Source organism: Streptomyces daqingensis, from assembly GCF_014645895.1.
GTDB lineage: Bacteria > Actinomycetota > Actinomycetes > Streptomycetales > Streptomycetaceae > Streptomyces > Streptomyces daqingensis.
In genome coordinates, this window is record NZ_BMMP01000007.1 from 75504 (window position 1) to 102117 (window position 26614).

Sequence of the window (26614 nt, forward strand, 5' to 3'; positions counted from 1 at the left end):
GCCGGTCCACCGGCGGCTGACGGGCAGCGGCAACCGGCAGCCGGAGCGGCGGCGGCACCCGAGAGGTGCCGCCGCCGCTGCCGTTCCGGGCGCGCGTGAGCGCCGCTTCTCAGACCGGCACGTGCACGGCCTCCACCCGGCTGGCCACGACGCGCTCGCGTTCGCGCCGGTGGGCACGCGGACGCAGCCGCAGGATCTGCCACACGCCGAGCGCCTCCAGCACGAAGACGCAGGAGAAGGCGACCGTGAAGTCCCCGCCGGTGAGGTCGAGCAGGACACCGACCGCGAGCAGCGTCGACATCGAGGCGGTGAAGCCGCCCATGTTCACGATCCCCGACGCCGTGCCCTGCCGCTGCGGCGGATTGGCGGGACGCGCGAAGTCGAAGCCGATCATGGACGCCGGACCGCACGCCCCCAGCACCGCGCAGAGCGTCACCAGCAGCCACGCCGGCGCGTGCCCGGGCCAGAGCAGCACGGCCGCCCAGACCGCGGCCGTCGCCGCCACCGTGCCCAGGGCCAGCGGTGCGCGGGCGGCGTGGTGCCGGGCGATCACCTGCCCGTAGACCAGCCCGATGCACATGTTGGACAGCACGACGAGCGTGAGCAGTTCGCCCGCGGCGGCGCGGGTCAGGCCCTGCCCCTCGACGAGGAACGGCATCCCCCACAGCAGCAGGAAGACCATGCCGGGGAACTGCGTCGTGAAGTGCACCCACATGCCGAGCCGGGTCCCGGGCTCCCGCCACGCCTGCTGGATCTGCCTGCGTACGTATCCGCTGCCCGGCTGCGGTGCGGGCGGCGGAGCGTGCCCCGCCGGATGGTCCTTGAGGAAGACCAGCACGAGCACGAGTATCAGCACGCCGCCCAGGGCGCTGGCCGCGAAGGTGGGCGTCCAGCCGAAGGTGCCGAGGACCCTGGCGAGCACGAGCGTGGTGACGAGGTTGCCGGCCATGCCGATCAGCCCCGCCACCTGCGCGATGATCGGGCCGCGCTTCGCCGGGAACCAGCGGGAGCCGAGCCTGAGCACGCTGATGAACGTCATGGCGTCGCCGCATCCGAGCAGGCCACGGCAGGCGAGCGCCGCCACGTACGACTCCGAGAAGGCGAAGCCGAACTGGCCCGCGGTGAAGAGCACCACGCCGAGCGTCAGCACCTTCTTCGTGCCGAGCCTGTCGACGAGCAGCCCGACCGGGATCTGCATGCCCGCGTAGACCAGCAGCTGCAGGATCGAAAAGGTGGAGAGCGCCGAGGCGTTGATGTCGAAGCGTTCACTCGCGTCGAGCGCGGCGACGCCGAGGCTCGTGCGGTAGGTGATCGCGACGAAGTAGACAGTGACGCCCAGGCCCCAGACCGCCACGGCGCGGGGCCCGCCGGGCGGGTCCTGGTGGACCGGGGGAACGGCGGGTGAGCTGGCACCGCTCACCGGACGTCACCGTGGACCAGGTGCCGCACCCACGTGACGTGGCGGCGCACGGCGTCCGCCGCGGCGTCCGCGTCGCCCGCCCGCACCGCCTCCATGATCACCGCGTGTTCGGCGATGCTCTTGGCGATCCTGTCGGGCTGCGCGTGCATCATCGCGACGCCCATCCGCAACTGCCGGTCGCGGAGCTGGTCGTAGAGCCGGGTGAGGATCTCGTTGCCCGTGCTCCGAACGATCTCGGCGTGGAAGCAGCGGTCGCTCACCGCGAACGCCGTGAGGTCGCCGGACTCGGCGTGGGCGCTCTGCTCCTCGAGCAGCTCCTCCAGCCGGCTGATCAGCCCCGCGTGGACGGGGTCGGACGACTTCCGCACCGCGTGCTGCTCCACCAGGAGCCGCGTCTCGACGACGTCGGTGATCTCCTGCGCCGAGACGGGCAGCACGAGCGCGCCCTTCTTCGGATAGAGCTTCAGCAGCCCCTCGACCTCCAGGCGCAGCAGCGCCTCCCGCACGGGTGTGCGCGAGACGCCCACGGCCTGGGCGAGTTCGCCTTCCGTGAGCAGCATCCCGCCCTCGTAGCGGCGGTCGAGGACGGCCTGCTTGACGTAGGTGTAGACACGCTCGGCGGCGGGCGGCTGACGGAGCGGACCTGCGGGGACGTCGACGGAAACGGACATGTGCACACCTTAGATACAACACAGATGCGTACGTCGTCCGCGTCCGCGATCTGGACGTCCGCTGCCGATCGGTCCCGCCCGCCTGGGCCCGGAACCCGGTCTGCCACGCCCTTCAGCATCCGCTGGCACCACGGCACGGCCCTGCTCGGGGGCTGGCGGTCGCGAGCGGAAGTTCCCGCGGGAGGACGCCGCCACGGTCTTCCCGGACGGCGGGGAGCTCGCCCGCTCGGCGACGACGGAGGCGAACCGGCCCGGCAGAAGCGCGACGTGGACGCCGGCGGGGTCGCCGGCGCGTTCACTGCGGACAGCTCCGGCATAGGCGCGCCGGGCCACCGGGCCGCCCGTACGGCCCCCCGTCGCCGTACGGACAGCCGGGGCGGCACAACCGGACGTCAGGGCGCCGGGCCGGTGCGGGGCACCGGCCCGGTCGCACTCAGGTCCAGGTCATCAGCCGCCTGGGGTGCTCCAGCACTGCCGCGACGTCCGCCAGCAGCTTGGACCCCAGCTCGCCGTCGACGAGCCGGTGGTCGAAGGAGAGCGCGAGCGTCGTGACGTCGCGTGGCTTGACCTTGCCCTTGTGCACCCACGGCTGCTGCCGCACCTGCCCGAAGGCGAGGATCGCGGACTCCCCGGGGTTGAGGATGGGCGTGCCCGTGTCGACGCCGAAGACGCCGACGTTGGTGATCGTCACCGTGCCGCCCTGCATGGCGGCCGGGCTGGTCTTCCCCTCGCGGGCGGTGGCGACCAACTCGCCCAGGGACTCGGCGAGTTCGGGCAGCGTCTTGGCGTGGGCGTCCTTGATGTTGGGCACCACCAGGCCGCGCGGCGTCGCCGCCGCGATCCCCAGGTTCACGTAGTGCTTCTGCACGATCTCCTGGTTGGCCTCGTCCCACGACGCGTTGGCCTCCGGGTGGCGGCGCAGCGCCACCAGGAACGCCTTGGCGACCATCAGCAGCGGATTGACGCGCAGCCCCTGCATGTCCGGGTCCTGCTTCAGCTCGCGGACGAGCTTCATCGTCCGCGTCACGTCCACCGTCACGAACTCCGTGACGTGCGGAGCGGTGAAGGCGCTGTTGACCATCGCCTGCGCCGTCGCCTTGCGTACGCCGCGGACCGGGATCCGGGTCTCGCGCGCGTCCCCTGCGACGGGCGCCGCTTCCGCGCCCGCGTCACGGGCCGCGGGGGCACCGGCGGCTGCCGGCTCCCGCGAAGGGACCGGCCGCGCCGGGGCGGGTGCCGCCGCCGCGTGCACGTCCTCGCGCGTGATGACACCACCGGGGCCGGTCGGTATCACCGTCGCGAGATCGATGCCCAGGTCCTTGGCCAGCTTCCGCACGGGCGGCTTGGCCAGCGGCCGCCCCTCGGCGGCGAAGCCGTTCGCCGCCGTGCCGTGGGCCGGTTCCGCGACCGGTTCCGGCGCAGCGGCCGGGACGGACTCGGCCTCGCCGTGCCCGTTCAGTTCACGCTGCACGGCGCCTTGCCCGGACGGCTGCTTGCGCGGCCTGCGCTTCGTCGGCGACTCGGCCACCCCGTAGCCGACCAGCACGGGCTGCCGCTTCTCGCCGCCACCGCCGTCGCCGCCGGCCGGAGCCTCGGCCGCGGGCGGCGTGGAGGGGGCCTGCGCGGGGACGGTGCCCGCGGGCGCCCCGCCGTCCAGCGGTCCGGCGGACGGGTCGGTGTCCACGGCGATGATCGCCGTGCCGACGTCCACCGTCGTGCCTTCCTCGAAGCGCAGCTCGTGCACGGAACCGTTGAAGGGGATGGGCAGTTCGACCGCTGCCTTGGCCGTCTCGACCTCGCAGACGACCTGGCCGTCCGTGACGGTGTCACCGGCCTGGACGTACCACTTGAGGATCTCCGCCTCCGTCAGCCCCTCGCCCACATCGGGCATCTTGAACTCGCGGATGCGGGTGGCGCTCTCAGTCATCGTCACGACTCTCCTCAGTACGCCAGGGCGCGGTCGACGGCATCGAGCACCCGGTCCAGCCCCGGAAGGTACTCGTCCTCCAGCCGGGCCGGCGGATACGGCGCGTGGAACCCGCCCACACGCAGCACCGGAGCCTCCAGATGGTAGAAGCACCGCTCCGTGATCCTGGCGGCCACCTCCGAGCCGGTCCCCAGGAATACGGGCGCCTCGTGCACGACCACAAGCCTGCCGGTTTTCTCGACGGACTTCTGGAGAGTGTCGAAGTCGATGGGCGACATGGAGCGCATGTCGACGACCTCGAGGGAGCGTCCCTCCTCCTGCGCCGCGGCCGCGGCCTCCAGGCACGTCTTCACCATCGGCCCGTAGGCCGCCAGCGTCAGATCGCCGCCCTCACGCGCGACGTGTGCCGCGTGCAGGGGGGCGGGGATCGCGGTGACGTCCACCTCGCCCTTGTCCCAGTAGCGGCGCTTCGGCTCGAAGAAGACGACCGGGTCGTCGCTCTCGATCGCCTGGCGCATCATCCAGTACGCGTCGGCCGCGTTCGACGGGGAGACGCACTTGAGCCCGGCGACGTGCGCGAACAGCGCCTCCGGCGACTCGCTGTGGTGCTCGACCGCGCCGATGCCGCCCGCGTACGGGATGCGGATCACGACGGGCAGCTTGATCTTGCCCAGGGCGCGGGCGTGCATCTTCGCGAGCTGCGTGACGATCTGGTCGTACGCGGGGAAGACGAACCCGTCGAACTGGATCTCCACGACCGGCCGGTAGCCGCGCAGCGCGAGGCCGATGGCCGTGCCGACGATGCCGGACTCGGCGAGCGGGGTGTCGATGACCCGCTGCTCCCCGAAGTCCTTCTGCAGACCGTCGGTGATACGGAAGACGCCGCCGAGCTTGCCGACGTCCTCCCCCATGATCAGGACCTTGGGGTCGTTCTCCATCGCGAAGCGCAGCGACTCGTTGAGCGCCTTGGCGATGGGCATCTTGCGCACGTCCGCGGAGCTCGGCGCGGAGCGGCCGGCGGTGGAAGAAGTGACTGCGGCAGCCATGTCAGCGGCCCTCCTCGGCGGTGTCGGCGAAGGACGCGAGGTACTCCGCGAACTGGGCGCGCTCCTCGTCGACGAGCGCGTGCCCGTCCGCGTAGACGTTCTCGAAGATCGCCATGGTGTCCGGGTCCGGCATGCTGCGGATGGCCTCCCGCACGTGCTTGCCCATGGCCTCGCTCTCCTCCTCGATCCCGGCGAAGAAGCCGGGGTCGGCCAGGCCGTCCTTCTCCAGGTACGTTCGGAGCCGCAAGATGGGGTCCTTGGCCTCCCACTCCGCGCGCTCCTCGTCGCGGCGGTAGCGGGTCGGGTCGTCCGACGTGGTGTGGGCGCCCATCCGGTAGGTGAACGCCTCGACCAGCATGGGGCCTTCGCCGCTGCGCGCCCGCTCGACGGCGGCGCGGGTGACGGCGAGGCAGGCCAGCACGTCGTTCCCGTCCACCCGCACGCCAGGGAAGCCGAAGCCGCTGGCGCGCTGGTAGATCGGGACGCGCGACTGGCGCTCGGTCGGCTCCGAGATGGCCCACTGGTTGTTCTGGCAGAAGAAGACGACCGGGGCGTTGTAGACCGCGGAGAAGGTGAAAGCCTCCGCCACGTCGCCCTGCGAGGAGGCGCCGTCGCCGAAGTAGGCGATGACGGCCGAGTCGGCGCCGTCCAGGTTGACGCCCATCGCGTAGCCGGTGGCGTGCAGGGCCTGGGAGCCGATGACGATCGTGTAGAGGTGGAAGTTGTTGCTGTTGGGGTCCCAGCCGCCGTTGTTCACACCGCGGAACATGCCCAGCAGGTTCGTCGGGTCCACGCCGCGGCACCAGGCGACGCCGTGCTCGCGGTACGTGGGGAAGACGTAGTCGTCGTCGCGCAGAGCGCGGCCGGAACCGATCTGCGCCGCCTCCTGGCCCAGCAGCGAGGCCCACAGGCCGAGTTCGCCCTGGCGCTGGAGAGAGGTCGCCTCGGCGTCGAAGCGCCGGGTGAGGACCATGTCGCGGTAGAGGCCGCGCAGTTCCTCGGCCGTCAGGTCGATGGAGTAGTCGGGGTGCTCGACCCGCTCACCCTCCGGCGTCAGCAGCTGCACCAGCTCGGGACCGGCGGTCACGGCGGTGGCGCCGGACTTGCCGGGAGCCGTGCTGCGCGCCGAAGCGCCCGCCTTGGCACCGGACTTGGCCTTGGCCGACTTGGCCGGCCCGGCCGCCTTCGCCGACTTGGGCGTCTTCGCCGACTTGGAGGAAGCCGCTTTGGAAGCCGCCGCCTTGGTGCTCTTGGCCGCCTTCGCGGCCGGTGCGCGCGTATCGCTGCGCGTCGCGCCGTTACCGGACGCGCCGGTGGTACCCGTCGTGCTGCCGGCGGCGCTCTGAGCGGACGCCGTCTTCTTCGTCGCGCGCTTGCCTCCGGTGCCGCTGCGGCGCGGTTTGCTGCGCGCGGCAGTGCTCTCCACGGTCACGTGTGCTCCTCTTCTGTCCGGCCTCCGGGGTCGCCGGCGGCCTGGGGGTCCCCCGCCCGTCAGGCGGAGGGAGGCTCGCCCGGCCCCGTGCGGCGCACGGGGTGGGTGCGGCACGGACGCGACCGAGCGGTGACTGTTCTCTCGGTTGAGGCCCGCTGAAGCCCTGCCCAGACCTCCATACATGCATGAAGCTGCCCTGACCTGCAACTTTGCTCGGAGTTCCAACTAAACGCATCTGGAAGCCCGACCAAGCCGGAGAGTCAGGGACATCACTGGTCACGGCCCCGCGGGCCTCATAGTCCCCTGCACGTTATCCCGCGGCTCCAGAGTGCGGGAAGGGCAGAGCGCGGACCAGTGTGTGAGACTGAAAAAATGGAAGAAATAGCACAAATTACCGTCTTCCTACTCGACGATCACGAAGTGATCCGCCGGGGCGTGCGCGAGATGCTCTCGGCCGAACCCGACATCGTGGTGATCGGCGAGGCCGACAACGCCGCGGACGCGCTGGAGCTCATCCCCCGCCTCTCGCCCGACGTGGCGGTGCTCGACGTCCGGCTGCCCGACGGCAGCGGCATCGAGGTCTGCCGGGAGCTGCGCTCCCGCCACCAGGACATCGCCTGCCTGATCCTCACCTCGTTCTCGGACGAGGAGGCGCTGATCCACGCGGTGCTGTCCGGAGCGTCCGGCTACGTGCTGAAGGGGATCCGCGGCAAGGAGCTGCAGAACGCCGTACGGGACGCCGCCGCCGGGAAGGTCCTGCTGCCGCCGGCCGCCGCGCACCGGGTCGTGGAGCGGCTGCGTACGGGCCGCACCGGCAGCGAGGAGCGGGACCGCCTCGCGGCCCTCACCGACCAGGAGCGCCGGATCCTGGACCTGATCGCCGACGGGCTCACCAACCGGGCCATCGGCGCCGAGCTGCACCTCGCGGAGAAGACCGTCAAGAACTACGTCTCACAGCTCCTGGCCAAGCTGGGAATGGAGCGCCGGACGCAGGCCGCGGCCTACCTCACCCGGCTGCGCGCCGAGCGGGACGAGCCCGCCTGACGGCCTCCGCGGGTGCGTCCGTACGCGTGAGGGGCTGCACGGAGTGACACGGACCTGGCGTCCAGGTCCGTGAGGGCAGGAGTTCCGGACACCCGGCTCCGTGACGCCGGGCGGGTGGCTCAGTCCTCGGGGCCGCCGCCACCGGAGGTGCCGGTGCCGCCGTTCTCGCCGCCGCCCTGGTCGTTGCCGCCGGCACCGTCGGTCGGGGTCGGGTCGTCCGTCGGGTCGTCGGGACCGCCCGGACCGCCGTTGCCGTTGCCGCCGTTGCCCTGGGAGTCGGACTCGCTCGGAGTGTCGGAGGGCTCCTCCGAGGGGGAGGTCTCCGTCTCGCTCGGCGCCGTCTCGGACGGCGTCTGCGAAGGAGTCACGTCACCGGTGTCGCCCGTGCTGGTGCCCGGGTCCTCCTCGGTCTCCGTCGGCTCGGAGGTCGGCTCGTCCGTGGTCTCCTTCTCCTTCGGTTCCGTGGTCGAGCTGTCCGGCTTGACGTCGTTCTTGCCGCCGTCCTGGTTCATCGTGGCCACGTAGTAGATGCCCATGGCGACCGCGATGACGGCGAGGAACGCGATGAGCGCGTACTTGAAGCCCCCGCCGCCGCGGCGGTCGCCGCGCTGGCCGCCCTCGAAGCCGCCGTCGTCCCGGTCGGGGCGGCCCATCAGCATCGGCGGTGCCAGCTGCGAGGTGTCGCCGTGGCCGGGGTGCTGCCGCGCGTCCGCGCCGGGCACGCCCATGGCGGGCGTGGTGCCCCCGCCGTGCGCGACCGGGCCGGTGTTCCACATGCCGCCGCTGTGGCCGCCCTGCTCCTGCAGCATCTGCAGGGCGTACTGCGCGAGGCCGCGCATCTCCTCGGCGCTCTGGAACCTGTCGTCGGGGTCCTTGGCCAGCGCACGCATCACCAGGCCGTCCAGCTCGGGCGGGACGACGTCGGAGACCTCCGACGGGACCACCGCCTCGTCCTGCACGTGCTGGTAGACGACGGAGAGCGGCGTCTCACCGGTGAAGGGGGGCCTGAGGGTGAGCAGTTCGTAGAGCAGGCAGCCCGTCGCGTACAGGTCGGAGCGGATGTCGACGGTCTTGCCCAGGGCCTGCTCGGGCGAGAGGTACTGCGGCGTGCCCATCACCATGCCCGTCTGCGTCATGGTGTTGGACGCACCGTGCAGGGCGCGGGCGATGCCGAAGTCCATGACCTTGACGGCGCCGGAGTGGGTGATGATGACGTTGGCGGGCTTGATGTCGCGGTGCACGATGCCGTGCTGGTGGCTGTAGGCCAGGGCCTCCAGGACACCCGAGACGATGATCAGCGCCTGGTCGGGCGGCGGTGCCTCCGCGTTCAGCAGCAGGTCCCGGATCGTGCGGCCCTCGACGAGCTCCATCACGATGTACGGCGTGACGTTGCCGCCGACGGTCTCCTCGCCGGAGTCGTAGACGGCCACCACGGAGTGGTGGTTCAGCCCCGCCACGGACTGCGCCTCGCGCGTGAAGCGGGCCTTCGAGACCGGGTCCTCGGCGAGGTCGGAGCGGAGCAGCTTGACCGCGACCGTACGGCCGAGACGCAGGTCCTCCGCGGCGTAGACCTCCGCCATGCCGCCCCGTCCGAGGCGGTGCGAGAGGCGGTAGCGGCCGTCGCCGACAAGGCCGTTGTTGCCCCACAGCTCCGGCGAATCGGCCATCGAGCCGCCCATGGCGTCGGGGTCGGGACCCCCGCCGGCCTGCGTCTGTGCCATCTGTCCTCGCCGTGGATCGAATGCCGTGAGTCGCGCGGTTGCGTCTCCCCCTGGCAGTCACCTGCCGGCCGTGCACCCGGCTCACCGGACGCGCGCCGGGGACGCCCCGCTCCGCATTGGAGGCTACAGGCTCAGGGGAGTTACATGGATGGGGACGAACAGCCATCCAATCGGTCGCGGTGCCCGGCTGGCAAGTTCGCAGGCGACCGCCGCCCGGCTGGATTCCCGCCCTCCGCCGCCCCTCCGCGGGGGCCGGACGCCGCGTCTGCGCGCATCTCCGGAGATGCCGTGACCGGACCCTCTTCCGGGGCGGTGTGAATTCGACCAAGGTGCCACAGTTGTGGCACAGGTTGCGCGCCCGGTGTTACGGAACGGGCACTGAGCTTGACGTGACGGGGCCCTCCGGCAGACTTGGGCGAGAACCAGGATCATCGGATACCGGGGCTGGAAATCTGCCCTGAAAAACCTGTGCGGGGGGCGCGCCGCCCGAGGGGGAGCAGCAGAGATGAGCGACGACGGCGGAAACGCCGCACAGTACTTGGGCCGTGCGGTCGGCAACGGCCGTTTCCAGCTGCAGAGTCTGCTCGGGGCCGGTGGCATGGCGGCGGTCTACCTCGCCCACGACTCGGTTCTGGACCGCCAGGTCGCGGTCAAGACCCTGCACACCGAGCTCGGCCGCGAGCAGTCATTCCGCGAACGCTTCCGCCGTGAAGCGCAGTCTGTCGCGAAACTCACACACACCAACATCGTCTCGGTCTTCGACTCCGGCGAAGACGAACTGGACGGCACCCTCGTCCCGTACATCGTCATGGAGTACGTCGAGGGCAAGCCCCTGCGCAACGTCCTGGACGAGGACATCGCGCAGTTCGGCGCCATGCCGACCGAGAAGGCGCTGAAGATCACCGGCGACGTGCTCGCGGCGCTGGACGTCAGCCACGAGATGGGCCTGGTCCACCGGGACATCAAGCCCGGCAACGTGATGATCACCAAGCGCGGCGTGGTCAAGGTCATGGACTTCGGCATCGCGCGGGCGATGCAGTCGGGCGTGACGTCGATGACGCAGACCGGCATGGTGGTCGGCACTCCGCAGTACCTCTCACCCGAGCAGGCGCTGGGCCGCGGTGTGGACGCGCGCTCGGACCTCTACTCGGTCGGCATCATGCTCTTCGAGCTGCTGACGGGCCGGCTCCCCTTCGACGCCGACTCCCCGCTGGCCATCGCCTACGCGCACGTCCAGGAGGAGGCGCCCGTCCCCTCCTCGATCAACCAGTCGGTGCCGGCGGCGGTGGACACCCTGGTGGCGCGGACGCTGAAGAAGAACCCCAACGAGCGCTTCCCGACTGCCGAAGCGATGCGTGAGGAGTGCGCGCGCATCGGCGGTTCGGGTGCGGCGTCGGGCACCTCGCCGATCATCGTGAGCGGTGGGCCGAGGGCCCAGAGCGGCGCCGGCGTCGGCCAGGCCGTCTTCCCGCCGGTCAGCGACTCGGGGACGCCGCCGCCCCCCGGCCAGCAGCCCTACCAGCACCAGTACGGCGGTTTCGGGCCGTCCACGCCTCCGCCGCCCGGGCAGACGCCGATGGGGCAGTACGCCCAGCCCGTCGCTGCCTTCGGTCAGCCGGGCGGGACCTCGCACACCCCTCCGCCGTACACGCTCTCTCCCACCGCGCCGGGAGGCGGCGGCGGACGCAAGAGCAACGCCGGCGTGATCGTCGGGTCGCTGGTCGCGGTGCTCGTGGCGGTCATCGCGGTGAGCTTCGCCGTACTGATCCCGGGGGACGACGAGGACCCGACTCCCAGAGGCGGCGACCCCGTCGCGACGTCGCCGACCGCCGAGGATCCGCTGGACCCGGAGCCGTCGGAGGACACGGACAGCGGCGGAAGCGACCACGGCGACGGCTTCAAGCCGGAGGACAAGTCCAAGACGATCGACTCGACGCGGTGCACTCGGGCGACCGACAGCTACTCCGACGAGGGCAAGAAGATCCTCCCGGACTTCACGTACAAGAACCTCGCGTCGGTGAAGAAGTGCATCAGCAGCGCCGGCTGGAAGCTCGACGACATCGAGTACGAGGACGAGAACCTGTGGGGCAAGAACACCGTCCTGCAGCAGACGCCCGACGGCATCGACTCGTTCGACCCGAAGAAGGACAAGATCGAGCTGACGGTCTCCACCGGCAAGCCCTCGGAGTGACCGCCCCTGCCCCCGGCTGAGCCCGGGGGCCGCCCGGCGCTGAAACACTGAGGCGCCCGTACGCGTCAACTCACGTGTACGGGCGCCTTCTTGTGCCTGGACGGCCGGAGCGTGCCCGGAGTGCCGCTGTTGCCGGAGCGCCGGAGACAGCGGCGGCGCTCCAAGGGGCGGGACCCGCAGGCCCTGCCCGTGAAGCGCCGCACGCTGCTCGCATGCCGCGACGTGCTTCAGGCCGTGTCTACGCCTGCCGCCGGACCTCCACGGTGCGGAAGCGGTCGGAGACGAACGCGCCGTCGCACAGGGCCGCGTTCGCGGCGGGGTTGCCGCCCGAACCGTGGAAGTCGGAGAAGGCGGCCGTCTGGTTCACGTACACGCCGCCCGTGAGGTTCAGCGACAGCTGCGCGCACTCGTCCAGGCAGGCGTCCTCGATCATCCGCTCCACGTCCGGCGACGTCGTGTACGCCCCGACCGTCATCGCGCCCTTCTCGCGGACCGTCCGCCGCAGCATCTCGACGGCGTCGGCCGTGGAGTCGACCGCGACCGCGAAGGAGACCGGGCCGAAGAACTCCGAGAAGCAGACGTCCTCCGAACCGGGCTTCCCCGCCTCAAGCTTGACGATGACGGGCGTACGCACCGTCGCCCCGGGGAAGTCCGGGTGCTCCACCGTCCGCGATTCGAGGGCCACTTCACCCAGCGACGGGGCCGACTCGACCCGCTCGCGGACCTGCTGGTTGACGATCGCGCCCAGCAGGGCGTTCGCCCGGGCGTCGTCACCGAGCAGCTTCCCCACCGCGGTGGCCAGATCGGCCACGACCTCGTCGTAGCTCTTCTCGCCCGCGTCCGTGGAGATACCGCCGCGGGGGATGAGCAGGTTCTGCGGGGTGGTGCACATCTGGCCGCTGTAGAGCGACAGGGAGAAGGCGAGGTTGCCCAGCATCCCCTTGTAGTCGTCGGTGGAGTCGACGACGACCGTGTTGACTCCGGCCTTCTCGGTGAAGACGCGGGCCTGGTGGGCGTTGTTCTCCAGCCAGTCGCCGAACTCGGTGGAGCCGGTGTAGTCGATGATGCGGATCTCCGGCCGCAGAGCCAGCTCCTTGGCGATGCCCTCGCCGTCGCGCTCGGCCGCCAGCGCCACCAGGTTCGCGTCGAACCCGGCCTCCCTGAGCACGTCACGCGCGATGCGGACGGTGAGCGCCAGGGGGAGCACCGCCCGCGGGTGCGGCTTGACGAGGACGGGGTTGCCGGTGGCCAGGGACGCGAAGAAGCCCGGGTAGCCGTTCCAGGTGGGGAAGGTGTTGCAGCCGATGAGCAGGGAGACGCCGCGGCCCACGGGCGTGAAGTGCTTGCTCAGGTTCAGGGGGTCGCGCTTGCCCTGCGGCTTCGACCAGTCCGCGGAGCCCGGGGTGCGGACCTGCTCCGCGTAGGCGTAGGCGACGGCCTCCATGCCGCGGTCCTGGGCGTGCGGCCCGCCCGCCTGGAGCGCCATCATGAACGCCTGGCCGCTGGTGTGCATCACCGCGTGCGCGAACTCGTGCGTACGGGCGCTGATCCTCGCCAGGATCTCCAGGCATACCGCGGCCCGCACCTCCGGGCCCGCCGCACGCCAGGAGGGCATCGCCTCCCTCATCGCGGGAAGCAGCACGTCCAGATCGGGACGCGGGTACTCGATGCCCATCTCCAGGCCGTACGGCGAGACCTCCGTCGACGTCCAGCCGCCTTCCGGGCCCGCGCCGGGCTGCCCCTCGATCTCGAAGCGGCCGCCGCGCAGCGCGTCGAAGGCGGCCTGCCCCTGCCCGGCGCTCAGCGAGCCCTCCGGGGCTCCCTCGACGCCCTCGCCGTACGCCTTCGGGTGCTCGGGGTGCGGCGACCAGTACTCCCTGGTCCGGATCGCCTCCAGCGCGCGGTCGAGTGTGGGACGGTGCCTCTCCGTCAGCTCGACCGCGGAGAGCGCAGTGTCGCTGGACGTGGTGACAGGTGTGGTCACGGGTGCGGTCACGAACGACCAACTCCTCGTCGGACTGGGTGGCTGGGGCTGTCGGACTTACGGCGACACGTAGATACTGCTACCGAACGATCGGTCGGGGCAAGGGGGGCCGGAGAGCCTGTGGATAACCTGGATAGCATCGGCGCCATGCCGGCCAAGCGCGACACCTACACGCCCGATTCGCTCCTGAAGGTCGCCGTGGAGGTGTTCATCGAGCGCGGCTACGACGGCACGTCCATGGAGCACCTCTCCCGGGCCGCGGGGATCTCCAAGTCCTCGATCTACCACCACGTCCGCGGCAAGGAGGAGCTGCTGCGCCGGGCGATAAGCCGCGCGCTGAACGGGCTCTTCGGCGTCCTGGACGAACCGCGCGCACGCGAGGGCCGCGCCGTCGACCGGCTCGAACACGTCACGCGCCGCACCGTCGAGGTGCTGATGGCCGAGCTTCCGTACGTGACGCTGCTGCTGCGGGTCCGCGGCAACACCGACACCGAGCGCTGGGCCATGGCGCGCCGCCGCGAGTTCGACCAGCGGGTCTCGGAGCTGCTGAAGCAGGCCGTGGCGGACGGCGACCTGCGCTCCGACGTCGACGTGCGGCTGGCGACGCGGCTGCTCTTCGGGATGATCAACTCCATCGTGGAGTGGTACCGCCCCGGCCGGGCGGGCCGCGGCGGCTCCGCCACCAGCGACGAGGTCGCCGAGGCCGTCGTGCTCACGGCCTTCGCCGGCCTGCGGAGCTGAGCCCGCGCCGGAGCTCACCCCGCGTGCCCGGGCCCGTCTCGCTCCGGCAGGCGGGGAGCGTCCACGAGCACGCCCGGGTTGAGGACTCCGGCCGGGTCGAGGGCCGACTTGGCCGCCCGCAGCGCCAGCGCGAAGGGTTCGGGACGCTGCCGGTCGTAGCCCGGGCGGTGGTCCCTGCCGACGGCGTGGTGGTGCGTGACGGTGGCGCCGTGCCGGGTGAGCGTCTCCATGGCGGCCGTCTTGATCTCGTCCCACATGGCGATCTCGCTGCCCCGGCGCCCTGTGGCGATCACCGTGAAGTACGGGGCGGGGCCGTCCGGATAGGCGTGCGTGAAGCGGCAGTTGATCATGCCGGGCCGCCCCGTGACCTCCTCGACGGCGGCACCGATGCCCGTCCGTACCTCCTCGATGAGCGCCGGGGCCCGGTCCCAGGTGCAGGCGGTCTCGAACGTCTCGGTGATCGCGCTCATCCGTGCCAGCCCGTCCCTCACATAGGGCATCCGAAGGAACGCGGACCGCCACGCGCCGACGGCGCCCTCCGTGCCGTCCCTACCGCGGTCCCCCGCGCCCTCGGACGTACGGACGAGACCGCCGTGGTCGGCGGCGATCCCGGTCACCTCCGCGAGCCGCTCGCCGACCGGCCTGTGCGCCGACTCCACTCCGAGCACCAGCACGCTCGTCCCGTCGTCGGCGACGCCGGAGACGGCGGCCTCCCCGGGGTCGAGGAGCCGGCAGTTGGCAGGCTGGAGCCCGGACTGCGCGATGGCGCGCACCGCTTCGACGGCGGCGTCGAAACTGGTGAACGACACGGACGCCGACGCCTTGTGGACGGGACGGTCCTGCAGCCGCATCCACGCCTCGGTGATCACCCCGAGGGTCCCCTCGGAGCCGAGGAAGAGGCGGTCCGGTGAGGGACCGGCCCCGGATCCGGGCAGCCGCCACGACTCGGAGACTCCGGCGGGCGTCACGACGCGCATCGACTCGACCAGGTCGTCGATGTGCTGGTACTGCGTCGCGTAATGCCCGCCGGCACGGGTGGCGAGCCAGCCGCCCAGCGTCGAGAACTCGAAGCTCTGCGGGAAGTGCCGCAGCGTCAGCCCGGACCCGCCGTCCGCGCCCGGCCCGCCGGTGATCTCCCGGAGCCGGGCCTCCAGGGCGGGGCCGAGTACGCCCGCCTGGATGCGCGCCGCCCTGCTCACGGTGTCGACCTCCAGGACCCGGTCCATCGCGGACAGGTCGAGGGTGAGCACCCCGGCGTGGGAGTCCCCGCGGTACTCGACGCCGCCGACCACCGAGCTGCCGCCGCCGTAGGGGATCGCCGCCACGTTCCGCGAGCCCGCCCAGTCCAGCAGGTCCACCAGCTCCGTCTCGGTCCGCGGGAAGGCGACCAGGTCGGGCGCCGCCGCGAGGTCGCCGCGGAGCGCGCGGACGACGTCGCGGTAGGCCTTGCCGTAGGTGTGGCCGGCCCGCACCGCCGGGTCGTCGGACAGCAGGCGGGCGAGCCCGGCGGGAGGGCGGACACGCGGCGGTGCGAGTGCGAGGGAGCGGACGTCCGGTACGGGCAGCGGCGTCGCGGGCAGCCCCGGCAGGAGCGCCGCGAGTCCGGTGCACTCGCTGTCGGGGAGCGCTCTGTCCGTCCGTCCCCAGCCCCACCAGGAACGGGTGCTGCCGGACGGGGGATTCGTCGTCTCCATGGGGGGCCTTTCGCGCCGCGGAGCCGTCAAGTTACTGGAGAGTTGCCCGCGGGGGGAGGGATGGACGGCTCGCGGTGCCGGCCCGCACCGTCAGATCTCCGGTTCGAGGTCCGTCTCCTCGAAGACCAGCAGCGTCCTGGTGCTGATCACCTCGGGGATCGACTGGATGCGGGTCAGCACCAGGTCCCGCAGCGACCTGTTGTCGGCGGTGTGCACCAGCAGAAGCACGTCGAAGTCCCCGCTGACCAGCGCCATGTGCGCGGCGCCCGGCAGCCTCAGCAGCTGCTCGCGGACGCTGCGCCAGGAGTCCTGCACGATCTTCAGAGTGATGTACGCGGACGCGCCCTGGCCGGCGCGCTCCTCGTCGATCCTGGCGCTGAAACCGCGGATGACGCCGTCGTCCACGAGCCGGTTGATGCGGGCGTAGGCGTTGGCGCGGGACACGTGCACCTGGTCCGCGAGGGCCCGTACGGACATCCGCCCGTCCGCACGCAGGAGACGCAGGATGTTCCGGTCGACCGGATCGAGGGGCCGCGCCGGGGGCCTCGTCTCCAGCGACGGCTGCGACAGGGGACGGAAGGACTCCCCCTCCGGCTGCTCCGGAGGCCGCTGCTGCGGGGGCTGCCCCGGAGACTGCTCCGGGGACTGCTCCGGAGACTGGGGCTTCTGCTCCCTGCCGTCCCGGCCGCCGGCCTGCCCGGCGCCAGGGCCCTGCCCGCCGTCGCCGCCGGGGGCGCTGGACGTGTTGGCAATCTGTCCGTCCGGCATGCCCGGTGGCCTCCCCTCGCTGGACGTCCTGCTCCCATCGAACGTTCACACGCTCAAGTTGTCCACAGGCTGGGGCCGCCTGTGGCCAAAACGCCCCGGCGACCGAACAATCGGTAGGGAAGCCGACCGCTTCCGCGTCAGCCCGTGTCCACCACCAGCCACCCCCATGAGGAGGTGCTCGTCGTGACGGTCCTCGAGCAGTCCGGGTCCTACCACCTGGCCCCGCCCCCGGCCTGGCGTCCTCGCCGTGACCCCGCCCCGCTCCTGCCCGACCAGGAGCCCTACCGGCTGCTCGGCACCGGGGCGCAGCTCGACGGCGACCTCCTGCTGGAGCTCTACGGCCGGCTGGTGCGCGGGCGCCGCTACAACCAGCAGGCCACGGCGCTGACCAAACAGGGCCGGCTCGCCGTCTACCCCTCCTCGACCGGCCAGGAGGCCGCGGAGGTTGCCGCCGCCATGGCGCTGCGCGAGCAGGACTGGCTCTTCCCGAGCTACCGGGACACCCTGGCCGCGGTCGCCCGCGGCCTGGACCCGGTGGAGGTGCTGTCGCTGCTCAGGGGCGACTGGCACAGCGGATACGACCCGCGCGCCAGCCGCGTGGCCCCCCTCAGCACGCCGCTCGCCACCCAGCTTCCGCACGCGGTGGGCCTGGCGCACGCCGCCCGCCTCAAGGGCGACGACGTCGTGGCGCTCGCGATGGTCGGCGACGGCGGCACCAGCGAAGGTGACTTCCACGAGGCGCTGAACTTCGCCGCGGTCTGGCAGGCCCCGGTGGTCTTCCTCGTGCAGAACAACGGCTTCGCGATCTCCGTGCCGCTGGCGAAGCAGACCGCCGCACCGAGCCTCGCCCACAAGGGCGTGGGCTACGGCATGCCGGGCCGGCTGGTCGACGGCAACGACGCGGCGGCCGTCCACCAGGTGCTCGGGGAGGCGGTCGAGCGCGCCCGCCGTGGTGAGGGCCCCTCACTGGTCGAGGCGGTGACGTACCGGGTGGACGCGCACACCAACGCCGACGACGCCACCCGCTACCGCGAGGCCGCCGAGGTCGAGGCCTGGCGCGAGCACGACCCGGTGGCGCTGATGGAGCGTGAACTGCGCTCCCGGGAGCTGCTGGACGACGAGGGCGCTCGGCGGACCGCCGAGTCGGCCGAGGAGATGGCACGGGACCTGCGCGAACGCATGAACCGGGACCCCGAGTTGCAGCCGATGGAGCTTTTCGAGCACGTCTTCGAGCACCGCACGCCGCAGCTGGAGCAGCAGGCCCGGCAGCTCCGCGCCGAACTCGACGCGGAACACGACGCGTCAGCGGCCCCGGGCGCCGCCGACCACTCCGGAAGCACGAAGGGGGACTCCTGATGAGTACGGCGACGGGCGCATCGGTGAACGCCGGAACGGGCGGTGAGGCGGCGCCGGCGGCCGAGGCGCGGCGGCCCCAGGCGGCACGCAAGCCGTCGACCATGGCGCAGGCCCTCAACCGCGCGCTCCGGGACTCCCTCGCGGAGGACCCGTCCGTGCACGTGCTCGGTGAGGACGTGGGCGCGCTCGGCGGTGTCTTCCGCGTGACGGACGGCCTGACGAAGGAGTTCGGCGAGGACCGCTGCACGGACACCCCCCTCGCGGAGGCCGGGATCCTCGGCACCGCCGTGGGCATGGCGATGTACGGTCTGCGGCCGGTGGTCGAGATGCAGTTCGACGCGTTCGCCTACCCGGCCTTCGAGCAGCTCGTCTCGCATGTCTCCCGCATGCGCAACCGCACGCGCGGCCGGCTGCCCATGCCGATCACGGTGCGCGTGCCCTACGGCGGCGGCATCGGCGGCGTCGAGCACCACAGCGACTCCTCCGAGGCGTACTACATGGCGACGCCCGGGCTGCACGTCGTCACGCCGGCGACGGTCGCCGACGCCTACGGGCTGCTGCGCCGCTCCATCGCCAGCGACGACCCGGTGCTCTTCCTTGAGCCCAAGCGGCTCTACTGGAGCAAGGCCGACTGGTCGCCGGAGCAGCCGGAGAGCGTGCCGGAGATCGGGCGGGCGTGCGTCCGGCGGGCGGGCACGTCGGCGACTCTCGTCACGTACGGGCCGTCGCTCCCCGTCTGCATGGAGGCCGCCGAGGCGGCGGCGCGGGACGAGGGCTGGGACCTGGAGGTCGTCGACCTGCGGTCGCTCGTGCCCTTCGACGAGGAAACAGTGGTGGAGTCGGTGCGCCGCACGGGCCGCGCCGTGGTCGTCCACGAGTCGGCGGGCTTCGCCGGCCCGGGCGGGGAGCTGGCGGCCCGTATCGGCGAACGCTGCTTCCACTACCTGGAGGCGCCCGTGCTCCGCGTATCGGGCTTCGACATCCCCTATCCGCCGCCGATGCTGGAGAAGCATCATCTTCCCGACGTGGACCGGATTCTCGACGCGGTCTCCCGTCTGCAGTGGGAGAGCGAATGGCGGGCGGGCGGGACGCCCGAGGGAGGGGTGCGCTGATGGCGTCCGTACGCGAGTTCAACCTGCCCGACCTGGGCGAAGGGCTGACGGAGGCGACGGTCGTGCGGTGGATGGTCGCCGTCGGCGACGTCGTGACCGTCGATCAGCCGGTGGTCGAGGTCGAGACGGCGAAGGCGCTGGTGGAGGTGCCCTGCCCTTACGGCGGGGTGGTCACCGCCCGCTACGGCGACGAGGGCACGGAGCTTCCCGTCGGGGCGCCCCTGATCACGGTGGCCGTCGGGGCTTCCGAGGAGGCGGGGGCGAACGGGGCGAACGGCGCTGCCGGGAGCGCCGGGCCCGCGGGCTCCGAGGCCGCCGGCGCTTCGGAGGGCTCGGACGGTTCCGGAAACGTGCTGGTCGGTTACGGCACGGCGGGTTCCGCCGGACGCCGCCGCCGGACCCGTCCCGTCGACGGCTTCCACCTGGCGGACGGGCAGGCACGTGGCGGTGTGGGCACCGCGCTCCCGCCGTCGCCGCCCCCGCAGGCCCCGCAGGGCGGCGCACAGGCCCCGCAGCCCGCGCCCGTCGAACCGTCCCAGCCGACGCACCGGCAGGGCCCTGTCGCCGTCATCTCACCGCTCGTGCGGCGTCTCGCCCGGGAGCACGGCCTCGACCTGCGCGGCATCCCGGGTTCCGGCCCGGAGGGCCTGATCCTGCGCGCGGACGTCGAGCGCGCCGCCCGCTCACGCGCCGAGGCGGCTCCGGCGGCGGCACCCGGCACGGCGGAGGGCACGGCAGCGGGCGCGGCCGGGGCTGTAGCCGGCGCCGCACCGCAGCAGGCCGCGCCGACAGCCGGACGGGCGCCCATTCGCATTCCGCTCACCGGTTTCCGCGGCACGGTCGCCGACAAGCTCTCCCGCAGCCGCCGCGAGATCCCCGACGCGACCTGCTGGGTCGACGCCGACGCGACGGAGCTGCTCGCCGCACGCCGCGCCATGAACGACCACGGCGCGGCCCACGGCACCGGCAAGATCTCGCTGCTGGCGCTCCTCGCGCGCATCTGCACGGCCGCGCTCGCCCGCTTCCCCGAGCTGAACTCCACGGTCGACACAGACGCCCGGGAAGTCCTCCGCCACCCTGACGTGCACGTCGGCTTCGCCGCCCAGACGCCGCGCGGACTCGTCGTCCCCGTGGTGCGGAACGCCCACGACCTGGACGCCGACGGGCTGACGGCGGAGATGTCCCGGCTGACGGAGTCGGCCCGTCAGGGCACGCTCACGCCGGGGGACATGACGGGAGGCACCTTCACCCTGAACAACTACGGGGTCTTCGGCGTGGACGGCTCGACACCGATCATCAACCACCCCGAGTCCGCGATGCTCGGCGTCGGGCGCATCACGGAGAAGCCGTGGGTGGTGGACGGGCAGCTGGCCGTACGCCACGTGGTGCAGCTGTCGCTCACCTTCGACCACCGGGTGTGCGACGGAGGCACGGCGGGCGGCTTCCTGCGGTACGTGGCGGACTGCGTGGAACACCCGGCGGTGCTGCTCCGTACGCTCTAGGGCGTGACATCCGACGGCCCCACCGGCAGTCCGCGCCTCCAGGGCGCCCGCCCCGAGGACGGGAGGGGTTCCCCCCGCGGGGACGCCCCCGTCCGCAGACACGACGCCGTCGTCCTCGCCGGCGGCGGCGCCAGGCGTCTCGGCGGCGCCGACAAGCCTGCCGTGACCGTCGGCGGCAGGCCGCTGCTCGACCGCGTGCTGTCGGCCTGCGCGGACGCGACGGCCACGGTCGTCGTCGGTCCGCGCAGGCCGACGCCGCGGCCGGTGACGTGGGTGCGCGAGGAGCCGCCGGGCGGCGGCCCCCTCGCGGCACTCGCCGCGGGGCTGCGGCACACCACCGAGCCGCTCGTCCTCGTCCTCTCTGCGGACCTGCCGTTCCTGCGCGCGCAGACCGTCCGGACGCTGCTGGCCGGGGTCGACGCCGAGCCCGGACGCGAAGACGGTGATGCGGCGCGGGCGGAGGACGCGGGGGACGGGCCCGCGGGCTACGAAGGGGCCCTCGTCGACGACGGCCGCGACCAGCCCCTCCTCGCCGCCTACCGCGCCGAATCGCTTCGCCGTGAACTGGCGCTGCTGCACACCGAGTACGGAAGTCTCCAAGGTCTCCCCTTGCGGCTTCTCCTTCCTGAGCTGAGACTTCGTCGCGTACGCGCGTCGTCCGACACATCCGACGCCCTCGACTGCGACACCTGGGACGACGTCGCCGCCGCGAGGGCACGCATCAGGGAGCGTGACACCGTGCTGGACGAGTGGATGACCGCCGCGAAGGCCGAACTCGGCGTGGAACTCGACGTCGACAACGCCATGCTTCTGGACCTGGCCCGCGACGCCGCCCACGGCGTGGCCCGCCCGGCCGCGCCCCTGACGACCTTCCTCGTGGGCTACGCGGCGGCGATGCGGGGCGGTTCTCCGCAGGACGTCGCGGAAGCCTCCCGCAAAGCCGTGCAGCTCGCCGCGCGTTGGGCGGCCGAGGCGGAGGAAGCGGGACCGGCCGGGGAAGCCGACGGCGACCGATGAGCGGTTCCGACGATCTCGACGAGGCGCTGGCGCTGGCCAACGAACGCCGGCGCGACGTCACCGCGCGAGCCGGCACCCCCGCGCGCGCGGCAAAAGGCACGGACGGCACGGCGGGGACACCCGCGACAGCGGGCCCGTCGTCCCCTGCGCGCGGCGGATGCCACGACGGACCGGGCGGACGCCCCGCCGGGGAATCCGGACGCCGGGGCGGGACGCGCCGCGAGGCACCGGAGGGCGGGCGCGACCACGCGCACGATCTCCCCTGGCCCGACGCCCGTACGTACGCCTCCCGCGTAGCCGGCCCCCTGCCGTCGTGCACCCTCCCCCTGGGCCAGGCGCTGAACCACACGCTCGCCGCGCCTCTCGACGCCCTCACCGACCTGCCCTCGTTCGACACCTCGGCCATGGACGGCTGGGCCGTCTCCGGCCCCGGCCCCTGGGAACTCGCCGAAGGGGAACGCCCCGCCGGTCACGGCCTCCTCGCCGGCGACCGGCGCCGCCCGCGCACCCTGCCCGACGGACGCGCCGTCCGCATCGCGACGGGAGCCCGCGTACCGCCGGGCGCGAGCGCGGTGCTGCGCCACGAGTACGGCGAGCTCGACGGGACCCGGCTGCGCGCCACGCACACCCCGCAACCCGGTGCGGACGTCCGTCCCCGCGGCCAGGAGTGCCGCTCGGGGGACCGCCTGCTGCCCTCCGGGACCTCCGTCACCCCCGCCGTGCTGGGCCTGGCGGCCGCCGCCGGGTACGACCGGCTCACCGTCACCGGGCGCCCCCGCGCCGAAGTCCTCGTCCTGGGCGACGAGTTGCTGCACAAGGGCGTCCCCCGTGACGGGCGCATCCGCGACGCGCTCGGGCCGATGGTCGAGCCGTGGCTCACGGCGCTCGGCGCGGACGTCCTGGTCACCAGGCGGCTCGGCGACGACGCCGAGGCTCTCCACGAAGCGGTCTCGACGACCACCGCCGACGTCCTCGTCACCACGGGCGGCACCGCGCGCGGCCCCGTCGACCATCTGCGCCCCACCCTCGCCCGTGCGAACGCGCGCCTCCTCGTCGAGGGCGTGCAGGTCCGGCCCGGGCACCCCATGCTGCTGGCACGCCTCCCCGCGGGGCGCGGCAGCCGGCAGCCGGACGGCTCGGGCCCGTACCTCGTCGGCCTGCCGGGGAACCCCCTCGCCGCGCTGTCCGGGCTGATGACGCTCGCGGCGCCACTGATCCGCACGCTCGCGGACCGCCCCTCCGGGACGCCGCCGTCCGCCCCGCTCAGCGACGGAGTGCAGGGCCATCCCCGCGACACCAGGCTCGTACCGGTAGTCCACTCGCCGGAGCAGTCACACGCCCGTCCGCTGCTCTACAACGGACCCGCCATGCTGCGCGGCATCGCCACCGCGACCGCGCTGGCCGTCGTACCGCCCGGTGGGGCGACGGCCGGGTCGCGGGTTTCGCTTCTGCCGCTCCCCTGGCACGGCTGGTGAGTAACGTACTCACGTGACAGACCAGCACCGCGTACTGCTGCCCCGCTCCGAGGTCAGCCCCCAACTCCAGGTCGGCAGACGGCTTCTGGCCGCGTTCCTGGTGCTGGCGTCGACCGTCCTCATCGTCTACCTCGACCGCGGCGGCTACCACGACAACGCAGACGACAGCGTCAGCTTCCTCGACTGCGTCTACTACACGACCGTCACGCTCTCCACGACGGGCTACGGCGACATCGCCCCCGCCAGCGACGGGGCCCGCATCGCGAACATCCTGCTCGTCACGCCGCTCCGCGTCCTCTTCCTGATCATCCTCATCGGCACCACGCTCGAGGCGCTCACGGACCGCACCCGCGAGCAGTGGCGCCTGTCCCGCTGGAGGTCCCAGTTGCGCGACCACACCGTCGTCGTCGGCTTCGGCACGAAGGGCCGTTCGGCGGCTCAGACGCTGCTCTCCACCGGTGTCGGCCGGGACCGGATAGTGGTGATCGACCCCAACCACCACGTGGCGAAGGCCGCGAACGACGAGGGCTACGTGAGCGTCGCGGGCGACGCCACCCGCAGCGACGTCCTCGCCCGCGCCGAGGTGCGGCGCGCCAAGCAGATCGTCATCGCCACGCAGCGCGACGACACCGCCGTGCTCGTGACGCTGACCGCGCGGCAGCTCAACCCGCGCCTGAAGATCGTCGCCGCGGTGCGGGAGGAGGAGAACGTGCCGCTGCTGCGCCAGTCCGGCGCCGACTCGGTCATCACCAGCGCGAGCGCGGCGGGACGCCTCCTCGGCCTCTCCGTGCTGAGCCCGCACGCCAGCTCCGTCATGGAGGACCTCATCCAGCAGGGCTCCGGGCTCAGCCTCAACGAGCGTCCGGTCACCAAGGCCGAGGTGGGCCGCCCGCCGAGGGAGTGCAAGGACCTCGTGGTGACGGTCGTCAGGGGCCACAGGCTCCTCGGCTACGACAACCCCGAAGCCGATCCGCTGCAGTCCACCGACCGGATCGTGGTGATCCACCGCTCCTCCACACCGCATCCGGGCGGCCCCACCTCCGGCACCGATCCGACGCACGGCGGAACGGGCGGCACCGGGGGACCGGGCGGTGCGGGCGGCGTCGGGTTCTGGCGGAACGAGCGCGGCGGAGGCCGGTGAGGAGCCCCTCCACGCACGCGGCCGGCAGCCGCTGAGCCCGGTCCGCGTCCAGCCCGTCCGCCGAGTCGCGCATGCACTCATGGCGGTTCCGGGCGGACGGCCCCGTACGGCTCTCGCGCCGGGCAGGGGACGGCAGTTGCGGTCCGGGCTCGGGGACGAGCGCCGGAAGTACCCAGCGGGGCGGTGCCGTTCGGAGGCGGCCTGGGAGTAGCGTCGGCCCCATGGGTACGTCCAATTCCACGATGCACGCCGTCACCATCCCCGAACCCGGCGGACCCGACGCCCTCGTATGGGCCGAGGTCCCCGTCCCCGAACCGGCCGAGGGCGAAGTGCTCGTCGAGGTCGCGGCGAGCGCCGTGAACCGCGCCGACCTGCTGCAGCGGCAGGGCTTCTACGACCCTCCGCCCGGCGCCTCCCCGTATCCCGGCCTCGAGTGCTCCGGGCGCATCACGGCGCTGGGCCCGGGCGTCAGCACGTGGGCGGTCGGCGACGAGGTCTGCGCGCTGCTCGGCGGCGGAGGCTACGCCGAGCAGGTCGCCGTCCCCACCGGCCAGCTCCTGCCCGTCCCGGACGGCATCGACCTGACGACGGCCGCGTCGCTGCCCGAGGTGACCAGCACGATCTGGTCGAACGTCTTCATGGTCGCCCACCTCCGCCCCGGCGAGACCCTTCTCGTCCACGGCGGCGGCAGCGGCATCGGAACCATGGCGATCCAGCTCGCGAAGGCGGTCGGCGCACGGGTCGCGGTGACCGCCGGCAGCAAGGAGAAGCTCGACCGGTGCGCCGAGCTCGGCGCGGACATCCTGATCAACTACCGCGAGCAGGACTTCGTCGAGGAGCTTCGCGCCGCCACCGACGGACAGGGCGCCGACGTCATCCTCGACATCATCGGAGCCAAGTACCTGCAGAAGAACGTCAAGGCCCTCGCCTTCAACGGCCGCCTTGCGATCATCGGCCTGCAGGGCGGCGTGAAGGGCGAACTCAACCTGGGCGCGCTGCTCTCCAAGCGGGCGGCGGTGACGGCGACTTCGCTGCGTGCCCGTCCGGCTGCCGAGAAGGCGGCCATCGTCGCGGCCGTGAAGGAGCACGTCTGGCCGCTGCTGGCCGACGGGCGCGTGAAGCCGGTGGTCGACCGCACGCTGCCGATGAGCCGGGCCGCCGACGCCCACCGTGCGCTGGAGGAGAGCAGCCACATCGGCAAGATCCTGCTGACCTCGCAGCCGGAGTCGTAGCAGACCCCGCACCGACCCTCCCGGATGCCGGTTTTGTCCAACTATGTAACGCTGATTGCATTATTGGACTACCGGCCCCGGGAGGGTCTCTGCCGTGAGGCACGGACGCCACAGACTCCGCGCGACCGCCCTGCTGCCGTGTGCAGTCGTACTGCTGGTCACGCCCCTCACCAGCGCGGCGTCCGTACCGCACAGGCAGCCGCAGCCCGGCGGACCGGCGCGCTCCGCGGAGATCGGCGGGGTCGCCGCGAAAGCCGCCGGTTCCGTGCGGGCGGGCACCGGCGCCGTACGAGCGGGCACCGATGCCGTGCGTGACGGGAACCGCCTCGCCGGAATCCGGGAGCTGCTGAGCGATACGGGATCCGCGGCGGGAGCGCCCGTCCTCACCACCCGGTCCGCGCAGCGGTCCGTCACCGCCGGCTCCGGGACCCGGAAGGCGGAGAAGTCACCGGACGACGACGGCACTTCGGCCCCGTCCCCCCAGGGGGGACGTCAGCACAGCCGCACCGAACCGGGCAGCCCGCCGGCCGGGGATTCCACGGGCCGCTCCCCCCGGTCGGAGCGGCCCTCCGGCTCGTCCGCGTCCTCGGACGGCTCCTCCGCGCCCTCCGGATCGTCGGACTCGTCCGGCTCCGTGCGGACGCCCGGTACGGACCGGCACTCCTCGTCCCCCCGCCCCCACCACAGCGGGGGGACGGCTGACGGCCGCCGCGACGCCCGCGACCCCTCCCCGCAGACGGGTCGTCCGGGCGGCGGGACCGAGCCGGACAGGCCGCGCGGCCGCGCCGAACGCCGGGCGGACCCGGGCCGGGGAGCGGCGGCGAAGGACGGCGGCCGTGAGGGCGGCGGCAACGGGCACGGGGACCGCGAGCGGAACGGGCACGGCGGGGACACCAGCGTCGAGGGCGGCGTATTCGGCGACGGTGAGGCCGACGTGCCGGGTCACCGCCCCGAAGGGGACGCACCGGGCGGGACGGAGCAGGAGGCGAGGTCCCCTGCCGCGCACAGGGTCTCCCCGGTGCTCCCGCTGGGCGCCGGGCTGACTTCCATCGGCCTCGGGCTGGGCCTTCTCGCACTGAGGCTGCGACGGGGATGACGGGCCGCCCCCGTGTTCGGACCTCGGTCGCCGCCCGCGGGTAC

At 72.8% G+C, this 26614-nt stretch carries 20 protein-coding genes; 11 read left to right on the forward strand and 9 right to left on the reverse strand.

Annotated features, from left to right (window positions below):
• Nucleotides 1-109: 109 nt before the first annotated feature.
• From IEY56_RS11985 to pdhA (IEY56_RS12005), 5 genes are all read right to left on the reverse strand, one after another.
• The gene (locus tag IEY56_RS11985; protein ID WP_189037146.1) at nt 110-1420 is read right to left on the reverse strand and encodes an MFS transporter; all 1311 of its coding nucleotides are present in this window, start codon (nt 1418-1420) and stop codon (nt 110-112) included.
• Complete coding sequence (locus IEY56_RS11990) at nt 1417-2091, reverse strand: GntR family transcriptional regulator (protein ID WP_189037147.1); 675 nt, start codon at nt 2089-2091, stop codon at nt 1417-1419. The genes IEY56_RS11985 and IEY56_RS11990 overlap by 4 nt, the downstream gene beginning before the upstream one ends.
• A 433-nt stretch (nt 2092-2524) precedes the next feature.
• Nucleotides 2525-4018, reverse strand: coding sequence for a dihydrolipoamide acetyltransferase family protein (locus IEY56_RS11995; RefSeq protein ID WP_189037148.1), 1494 nt, complete (start codon nt 4016-4018; stop codon nt 2525-2527).
• Between the two features lie 14 nt (nt 4019-4032).
• The gene (locus tag IEY56_RS12000) at nt 4033-4998 is read right to left on the reverse strand and encodes an alpha-ketoacid dehydrogenase subunit beta (protein ID WP_189037322.1); all 966 of its coding nucleotides are present in this window, start codon (nt 4996-4998) and stop codon (nt 4033-4035) included.
• Nucleotides 4999-5065: 67 nt separating this feature from the next.
• Nucleotides 5066-6496 carry a pyruvate dehydrogenase (acetyl-transferring) E1 component subunit alpha gene (gene pdhA, locus IEY56_RS12005; protein WP_189037149.1) on the reverse strand — a complete coding sequence of 477 codons (1431 nt, stop codon included), beginning with the start codon at nt 6494-6496 and terminating at the stop codon, nt 5066-5068.
• A 372-nt stretch (nt 6497-6868) separates the two neighbouring features.
• Here pdhA (IEY56_RS12005) and IEY56_RS12010 point away from each other — a divergent pair, with 372 nt between their 5' ends.
• On the forward strand, nt 6869-7540 hold the full coding sequence (locus IEY56_RS12010; protein ID WP_189037150.1) for a response regulator: 672 nt from the start codon (nt 6869-6871) through the stop codon (nt 7538-7540).
• A 119-nt stretch (nt 7541-7659) separates the two neighbouring features.
• Here the strand turns inward: IEY56_RS12010 and IEY56_RS12015 are convergent, their stop codons facing one another.
• On the reverse strand, nt 7660-9261 hold the full coding sequence (locus IEY56_RS12015) for a protein kinase domain-containing protein (protein WP_189037151.1): 1602 nt from the start codon (nt 9259-9261) through the stop codon (nt 7660-7662).
• A gap of 505 nt (nt 9262-9766) precedes the next feature.
• Here IEY56_RS12015 and IEY56_RS12020 point away from each other — a divergent pair.
• A complete protein-coding gene (locus IEY56_RS12020; protein ID WP_189037152.1) occupies nt 9767-11452 on the forward strand; it encodes a protein kinase domain-containing protein in 1686 nt (561 codons plus the stop codon).
• 238 nt (nt 11453-11690) lie between these two features.
• On the opposite strand, the gene paaN is transcribed toward IEY56_RS12020, so the two are convergent.
• Nucleotides 11691-13436 (reverse strand): phenylacetic acid degradation protein PaaN, encoded by a 1746-nt coding sequence (gene paaN / locus IEY56_RS12025; RefSeq protein WP_189037323.1) that lies wholly within the window; start codon nt 13434-13436, stop codon nt 11691-11693.
• A gap of 147 nt (nt 13437-13583) precedes the next feature.
• Here paaN and IEY56_RS12030 point away from each other — a divergent pair, with 147 nt between their 5' ends.
• On the forward strand, nt 13584-14177 hold the full coding sequence (locus IEY56_RS12030; RefSeq protein WP_189037153.1) for a TetR/AcrR family transcriptional regulator: 594 nt from the start codon (nt 13584-13586) through the stop codon (nt 14175-14177).
• Between the two features lie 14 nt (nt 14178-14191).
• Here the strand turns inward: IEY56_RS12030 and IEY56_RS12035 are convergent, their stop codons facing one another.
• Entirely contained in the window at nt 14192-15871 is a 1680-nt protein-coding gene (locus IEY56_RS12035) for an FAD-binding oxidoreductase (RefSeq protein ID WP_189037154.1), read from the reverse strand.
• 90 nt (nt 15872-15961) lie between these two features.
• Nucleotides 15962-16441 (reverse strand): Lrp/AsnC family transcriptional regulator, encoded by a 480-nt coding sequence (locus IEY56_RS12040; protein WP_189037324.1) that lies wholly within the window; start codon nt 16439-16441, stop codon nt 15962-15964.
• Between the two features lie 381 nt (nt 16442-16822).
• Here IEY56_RS12040 and pdhA (IEY56_RS12045) point away from each other — a divergent pair, with 381 nt between their 5' ends.
• The 8 genes from pdhA (IEY56_RS12045) to IEY56_RS12080 all read left to right on the forward strand — a co-directional run bounded on the left by pdhA (IEY56_RS12045) (nt 16823) and on the right by IEY56_RS12080 (nt 26570).
• On the forward strand, nt 16823-17995 hold the full coding sequence (pdhA, locus tag IEY56_RS12045) for a pyruvate dehydrogenase (acetyl-transferring) E1 component subunit alpha (RefSeq protein WP_189037325.1): 1173 nt from the start codon (nt 16823-16825) through the stop codon (nt 17993-17995).
• Between the two features lie 101 nt (nt 17996-18096).
• A complete protein-coding gene (locus tag IEY56_RS12050; RefSeq protein WP_229711842.1) occupies nt 18097-19107 on the forward strand; it encodes an alpha-ketoacid dehydrogenase subunit beta in 1011 nt (336 codons plus the stop codon).
• Nucleotides 19107-20609, forward strand: coding sequence for a dihydrolipoamide acetyltransferase family protein (locus IEY56_RS12055; RefSeq protein ID WP_189037156.1), 1503 nt, complete (start codon nt 19107-19109; stop codon nt 20607-20609). The genes IEY56_RS12050 and IEY56_RS12055 overlap by 1 nt, the downstream gene beginning before the upstream one ends.
• A gap of 3 nt (nt 20610-20612) precedes the next feature.
• On the forward strand, nt 20613-21626 hold the full coding sequence (locus IEY56_RS12060; protein WP_189037157.1) for an NTP transferase domain-containing protein: 1014 nt from the start codon (nt 20613-20615) through the stop codon (nt 21624-21626).
• Nucleotides 21623-23101 carry a molybdopterin molybdotransferase MoeA gene (locus tag IEY56_RS12065; RefSeq protein ID WP_189037158.1) on the forward strand — a complete coding sequence of 493 codons (1479 nt, stop codon included), beginning with the start codon at nt 21623-21625 and terminating at the stop codon, nt 23099-23101. Before IEY56_RS12060 ends, IEY56_RS12065 begins: the two co-directional genes overlap by 4 nt.
• A gap of 13 nt (nt 23102-23114) precedes the next feature.
• Complete coding sequence (locus tag IEY56_RS12070) at nt 23115-24242, forward strand: potassium channel family protein (protein WP_189037159.1); 1128 nt, start codon at nt 23115-23117, stop codon at nt 24240-24242.
• 242 nt (nt 24243-24484) lie between these two features.
• Nucleotides 24485-25474, forward strand: a complete 990-nt coding sequence (locus IEY56_RS12075; protein WP_189037326.1) for an NAD(P)H-quinone oxidoreductase — start codon at nt 24485-24487, stop codon at nt 25472-25474.
• Nucleotides 25475-25568: 94 nt separating this feature from the next.
• Nucleotides 25569-26570, forward strand: coding sequence for a hypothetical protein (locus IEY56_RS12080; RefSeq protein WP_189037160.1), 1002 nt, complete (start codon nt 25569-25571; stop codon nt 26568-26570).
• The last annotated feature ends 44 nt before the right edge of the window (nt 26571-26614 follow it).